Origin of the sequence: Endozoicomonas sp., assembly GCF_031844845.1 — a bacterium.
Lineage (GTDB): Bacteria > Pseudomonadota > Gammaproteobacteria > Pseudomonadales > Endozoicomonadaceae > Endozoicomonas.
Map to the genome: position 1 here is coordinate 1 of NZ_JAVRMB020000317.1, position 5,532 is coordinate 5,532.

Annotated in this window: 8 protein-coding genes and 1 pseudogene; 7 read left to right on the forward strand and 2 right to left on the reverse strand. The window is 47.3% G+C overall.

Annotated elements, in window-relative coordinates; genetic code table 11:
• Positions 1–808: 808 nt before the first annotated feature.
• Positions 809–1,003, reverse strand: coding sequence for a hypothetical protein (locus tag RM811_RS17580; protein WP_402526930.1), 195 nt, complete (start codon positions 1,001–1,003; stop codon positions 809–811).
• A 123-nt stretch (positions 1,004–1,126) separates the two neighbouring features.
• On the opposite strand from RM811_RS17580, the gene RM811_RS17585 reads away from it, so the two are divergent.
• The 6 genes and pseudogenes from RM811_RS17585 to RM811_RS17610 all read left to right on the forward strand — a co-directional run bounded on the left by RM811_RS17585 (position 1,127) and on the right by RM811_RS17610 (position 3,821).
• A complete protein-coding gene (locus RM811_RS17585; RefSeq protein ID WP_402526932.1) occupies positions 1,127–1,423 on the forward strand; it encodes a type II toxin-antitoxin system MqsR family toxin in 297 nt (98 codons plus the stop codon).
• A gap of 2 nt (positions 1,424–1,425) precedes the next feature.
• Entirely contained in the window at positions 1,426–1,824 is a 399-nt protein-coding gene (locus RM811_RS17590) for a type II toxin-antitoxin system MqsA family antitoxin (RefSeq protein WP_402526934.1), read from the forward strand.
• 18 nt (positions 1,825–1,842) lie between these two features.
• Positions 1,843–2,340, forward strand: coding sequence for a hypothetical protein (locus RM811_RS17595; RefSeq protein WP_402526936.1), 498 nt, complete (start codon positions 1,843–1,845; stop codon positions 2,338–2,340).
• Positions 2,341–2,374: 34 nt separating this feature from the next.
• Positions 2,375–2,746: pseudogene (locus tag RM811_RS17600) on the forward strand (calcium-binding protein).
• Positions 2,747–2,857: 111 nt separating this feature from the next.
• Complete coding sequence (locus tag RM811_RS17605) at positions 2,858–3,115, forward strand: hypothetical protein (protein ID WP_402526938.1); 258 nt, start codon at positions 2,858–2,860, stop codon at positions 3,113–3,115.
• 106 nt (positions 3,116–3,221) lie between these two features.
• Positions 3,222–3,821, forward strand: a complete 600-nt coding sequence (locus tag RM811_RS17610) for a hypothetical protein (protein WP_402526939.1) — start codon at positions 3,222–3,224, stop codon at positions 3,819–3,821.
• A gap of 265 nt (positions 3,822–4,086) precedes the next feature.
• Here the strand turns inward: RM811_RS17610 and RM811_RS17615 are convergent, their stop codons facing one another.
• Positions 4,087–4,746 (reverse strand): 4'-phosphopantetheinyl transferase family protein, encoded by a 660-nt coding sequence (locus RM811_RS17615; protein WP_402526941.1) that lies wholly within the window; start codon positions 4,744–4,746, stop codon positions 4,087–4,089.
• 119 nt (positions 4,747–4,865) lie between these two features.
• Here RM811_RS17615 and RM811_RS17620 point away from each other — a divergent pair, with 119 nt between their 5' ends.
• On the forward strand, positions 4,866–5,249 hold the full coding sequence (locus RM811_RS17620) for a hypothetical protein (RefSeq protein ID WP_402526943.1): 384 nt from the start codon (positions 4,866–4,868) through the stop codon (positions 5,247–5,249).
• Positions 5,250–5,532: the final 283 nt, after the last annotated feature.

The window sequence follows — 5,532 nt, forward strand, 5'->3', positions numbered from 1 at the left end:
AGTAAAACGTTGGTTCAATTTATACGGATAGGAATTTATGGATGTCCTGTTCCTGTCATTCGGATAGGAATTTATGGATGTCCTGTTCCTGTCCCTTGGTTCAATTTATACGGATAGGAATTTATGGATGTCCTGTTCCTGTCCGTCTCGTTTGGATGTCCTGTTCCCTGTCCGGGGCGAAAGCTTAAGTAAAACGTTGGTTCAATTTATACGGATAGGAATTTATGGATGTCCTGTTCCCTGTCCTGTTCCCTGTCCGGAATTTATGGATGTCCTGTTCCCTGCCTGTCCGGAATTTATGGATGTCCTGTTCCCTGGAATTTATGGATGTCCTGTTCCCTGTGGTCCCTGTGGTTCCCTATGGATGTCCTGTTCCCTTCCTGTTCCCTGTTTTGGCGCTTACTGTCTACTTAGTAGGGGGTATGCGCCCTTATTTCCAGTACCAAAAAGTACCCTAGACAAGGTGGATTTATCTGCAATTCTAATGATCTTTTCCTGATTAACCCTTGGTATTAAAGGCTTACACAGTGGTTTTTGTTTGGGGTATTGCTTTCGGTGTATACACCAATTGAAAAACAGTCTGTATACCTACTACTGCATGGGAAACTGCTTTTATGGTGTAGATTTAACTAATACTAAGCGCCCATTTCCTCGAAAAGTTCATTTATGTAAAAAAACGGCAGAAGTATGTCGTTACAACCAGAGCAATTAAAAATATCGATGTTACTGACTGAAAGGCACTAACTTTGGAGCAACTAACGTTCCTCCATGTATTGTGAATGGCGGTGTTTATTTCCGTTTCAATGGCTCAGGTGGGTTTCATAAAATGGAAGGCAATATGTTTCATGGGTTCACCACAATGCCGGCATTTGAAGAACGGGCGAATGACCGGCTCCAGGGCTTTGACCGTACATTCGAGGCTGTCCCATTTATTCGTCCCATTTATTCCCTGCGGGTAACACATACCATGATCGGATCGGGCAGCGAAATATTGTGTGGCCATACATTGACTCCTTTATAGAGAGTTTGTCCTAATATTGGCAATTACCGCCATTTGTTGCACAGATCTTGCTAGAAAGTTCCTTAAAATCTTGTCAAAATTAACCTGATAGGTTAATTTTACGTTATGGAAAAGAGAACGCCTCACCGTAAGCTTTCAATCATCAAGTCGCTGGTTGAAGCGGATAAAGTCCGGTTTACCGGAAGTGCGCTCTCTGGAGCGGCTGCTTTGGGCTTTGATTCCAATGATATTATTAAGGCTGTGCTGTTGCTGACCAACAAAGACTTTTACAAAAGTATGACTACTTATGCCGACCACAAGGTTTGGCAAGATGTCTATAAGCCGGTCACCTCTGCGGGGGAAGTCTATTTAAAGCTGACGGTGACTGATGGTGTACTCGTCGTATCTTTTAAGGAGTTATAACAATGAAATGTCCAGACTGTTCTAAGGCCGATCTGGTGCACGATACCCGTGATCTGCCTTATACCTATAAAGGAGAAAGTATCGATATCGCGGCAGTGACGGGTGATTACTGTCCTGTCTGTGGTGAGGTAGTACTTGATTTATCTGAGTCTGAAAGGGTTAGTGCAGAGATGCTGGCATTTAACAAGCAGGTGAATGCAGCGATTGTTGACCCGGATTTTATTGTAGGTGTTCGGAGAAAGTTATTACTTGATCAAAAAGAAGCCGGTGAAATTTTTGGCGGCGGAGTCAATGCCTTCTCCCGCTATGAGAAGGGCAAAACCAAACCCCCGCTTTCTTTGATAAAACTGTTTCAAATACTCGATAACCATCCTGACCTCTTGTCAGAAATCAGGGGGTGATGTGGTGGAGATGCGTAGGTGTCACTGTCTGAAAACCCCCATCAACCGGCCAAAAAACGAAGCATCCCGCACCCTCTCCACCGCCTCATCCGCAGGCGGCTCCGCCATCATCCTCGTAATCTTCTCTCTAAATGTCTCAATATCCCCGGTTTCCTCCATATATCTCATCAACTGATCCACTCGCTTGTCGTACATTTTCCTGTTGAGACTCTTTCTTTTTATGGTCCGGATTATCAATTAGCCACTAAACTGGTGTGCGGTGTCATCACTTATGAAGGCGCGGATCCCATCATTTTGGAGAAATGGTTTTCAATCACTGATATTCGGCATTCTGAGTCTGTTCTGGCAGAGGTGCTGAATGTTGTTGAAGGTCATCAGGTAAAGACGGTTTTAATGGTGGAGCAGATTATTGGCTGTCCCCATGAAGAAGGCATTGATTATCCCGAAGGTGAGTCTTGCCCGGTTTGTCCTTACTGGACAGGCAGGGATCGATTTGTCGGGGAAGTGGTTCACTAAAAGCGGGCTCCGATTTCATTGATGAGTTGTTGGTATGGCTACCCAAACAGACCCTGTACGAGAAAACCGGATTGAAGATGAAATCGTGGTGGATTGCTACGACGAAGATGAACGATGTACCAGCTGGCACTGTTATCTGGGTGATCGGCTGGCTTTTCCTTTTGAGGCGGAGTGTATTAAGGTGTTGTCGGTTTCGCTTCTGAAAGAGAAGGAGCGGGTGGAAGTGACGGCAATGGCTGATCAGAATTACTGCGACTCAACCATGCTGGTATAGATTCAATGGGAGGGACGCTCTTTTGCGGTGCCGTTATCCCAGCTTGACCTGGTCAGCAATGAAGTTAATGAAGATACTGCAGAAGCCATTGCAGACTGGCATTACTGGGTCGATCAGGGGTATTGTTTTTGATCAGAACGGCATTGTTGGTTGAGGGGCGCGATAGATGATCAGGGCCATACTACAGTTGCTTTTTCTACCTGTTTTATCCCATTGAAATTGCTCTATGGGAATGTTTTGGCAATGCAATCCGCGACCATTCTTTATACCTGGTATCGCAGCCGAAAAGAGTTTAATGAGGTTGGCCGCACCTGTGAAGAAGACCCTTCAAACAAAAAGACATGGGAACAGTGGCTGGAAGGTGCCGGGGATTACCAGGCCGATTGTCAGAAACGGAATCAGCCGTTCGTTAAGATTATTGTGAAACCCAGGCCATTGCTGCGCTGGCTGAACGAACAGGGGCTTGCCAATAACTGCGATAACCGTGAGCGTTACGCATAAGCGGTTTATCAGAAAGCTTGTGAGGCCGGTATCCAGCCGGTTAAGCCCCTCACAAAAAATAAACCCAAACTGATTATTTTTGAATGTATAGAGTAACCGTAACCCCATGAATGAGAATAACCCGCCTGCCAAACCGTCTATGGATTATGCCCAGCTGTTGGAGGCATTGAACCGGGCCAGTACCTTTGATCTGTTCCGGCTCAATGCCATGATCAGTCGCGAGCTAGAGTCTCCGGAGCGTATCCGCAGGATCAAGGCCGCGCTGACGGTAGGTCAGAAGCTCAGTTATTTTGACAGCAGCAGTAACTTGCTTCGCGACTGTGAACTATTACGGCTGAATCAGAAGCGGGCGCTGGTTCAGGATTTTACCGATGGCAAGCGCTGGAATGTGCCCTATTACATGCTCAATATTGAAGGTGCGGATATTCGCGTAAATCATGAGGCTCAAAAAGGGTTGAGCCAACATGCTATCTCTGTGGGGGATCTGCTCGGTTTTAAAGATAAACATGGCATTGAGCACTCTGGCAATGTGATTCGGCTCAATAGCAAGTCGGTCACTCTCCGGGTGGGAGATTCTGGGCAGTGGCGTGTCGCGTATTCTTTACTGTATCGGGTGCTGGAAGGGCAAGGCGATCAGGAGGGTGAGTTGTTGATTGAGGGGCAGTATGATTTCGGGGCAGATTTGTCGGGAACGTTACTGGATTAAAGGGCTATGGAACTGTCCTTTAATAACTTCCCCATTTCAACGAACGCTGCCCGTTGCCCGAAAAAGCCGGGGCCGCTTTTGCTTTTGCGGACAGCGGGTAGTAGGCAACGGTCTTAACAAGGCTCAGTCAAATGCGGAAATTATTTCGGGACAATTCCTATATTGCCCCTTGGGGTCAGCCCTTTAATCATTTCCCGATCAGAGGCAATTCACGATAGAGCGATCGGTGAATTCATTGCCTGGGAGCACTATTAACGCCACGTATTTATACTTTCACCCGGGCGTGACGCTTTATTGCTACAGATAGACTCAGATTTTTCTCCGAAACGCACTGCCACTGCCAGCTTTTCACTGAGCCCAGCATTTCAGGCCATATGGATGCAGAAAATTCTCTGGAAAAACCAAGCTGATTCATTGCCAGGTTAAGTCCAATCCCTTCCGCTTTCAGGATGGCTTCTTTCAGTGACCAGAGGGAATAGAACATGGCTTCCTGTTCCTTTCCTGTAAGCGCTTTAAACCATCGCTGTTCAGCCTTTGTGAAGACTTGTTGCGCCATGCTGGAAAGATTCTTTCTTGGCTTGTGTGTCTCAATATCGATCCCGATTTCGCCATGTCGACTGATAGCAAGAGCAAACCAATTTCCTGTATGTGAGAGATTAAAGAAGAGATTGGGCTGGTGTTGCTGATACGGTTTGCCGTAGGTAGCCGTCTCAATGCGAACGTCCCCGGCAGGAATTTCCAGGTATTGTGCCAGGGTGTGTTTGATGAATGATCTTCCTGCCAGAAAACGTGCTTTCGACTTTGGGAGGGTGATTTTCGCCAGTTGTGTCAGCTCTTCCGGTGACAGCAGCTTAATACTTTCATCAGGCCGGTAGTGTTGCTGAATGTCCAGAAGGCTGGTCAGGTAGCACGGTACTGAATTCAAAGTGTCCGCTGCCTGAGGTGGTTCGCCCGGTTTCAGAATGGTTATGGGTAGAGAAATGCTCATTGTCAGTGGTATGGTTTCGGTGCTGAATTTCAATATCTATTATGGGAAGTATAACTATGTTTCGTCGTTTATTGGCTATGGTCTTTTTCTCATTGTTGTTGGCCGGCTGTAACGCTACGCAACCGATTCGCAATGTTTCGGTGGACTCATTGCCAGGCGTTGTAGCCGCCTCCAAACAGGATGTCCGCAAAGCGATTACGATGGCCATTAACAAACGGGGCTGGCGGGTTGTCAGTGAGAAACCTGGCCTGATTGCAGCTTCCGTTGATGTTCGTGACCATAAAGCGGTGGTTGATATTGCCTACTCGGCGACCGGCTATGGTATCGAATACAGGGATAGTACTAATCTCAACCACAAAGGAAATAATATACACCGAAACTACAATAAGTGGGTCGTACTTCTGGATCGTGAAATTCAGCAGCAACTGTTGGCTATGTGATTCTTTCTTGTAAGGAAGTGGCATTGTAGAAAGTACCAGCCCTCCGTCATTCTCGCGAAGGCGACTGTCATCCCCGCGAAGGAGGCTGTCGCAAAACCCACCAGGAACCTCGTTCCCACGCTCTGCGTGGGAATGCATAGCCAACCACAGGAATCGTGTCTGTGGTTGGGTTCTGGCGCTACCACGCAGAGCGTGGGAGCGAGGAGGGTTTTGCGACAATCGCCTTCGCGAGGGTGACAGTCGGGGGGGTGTTTTGCCCTTTTGCGACACCCTCGAAGGCGGG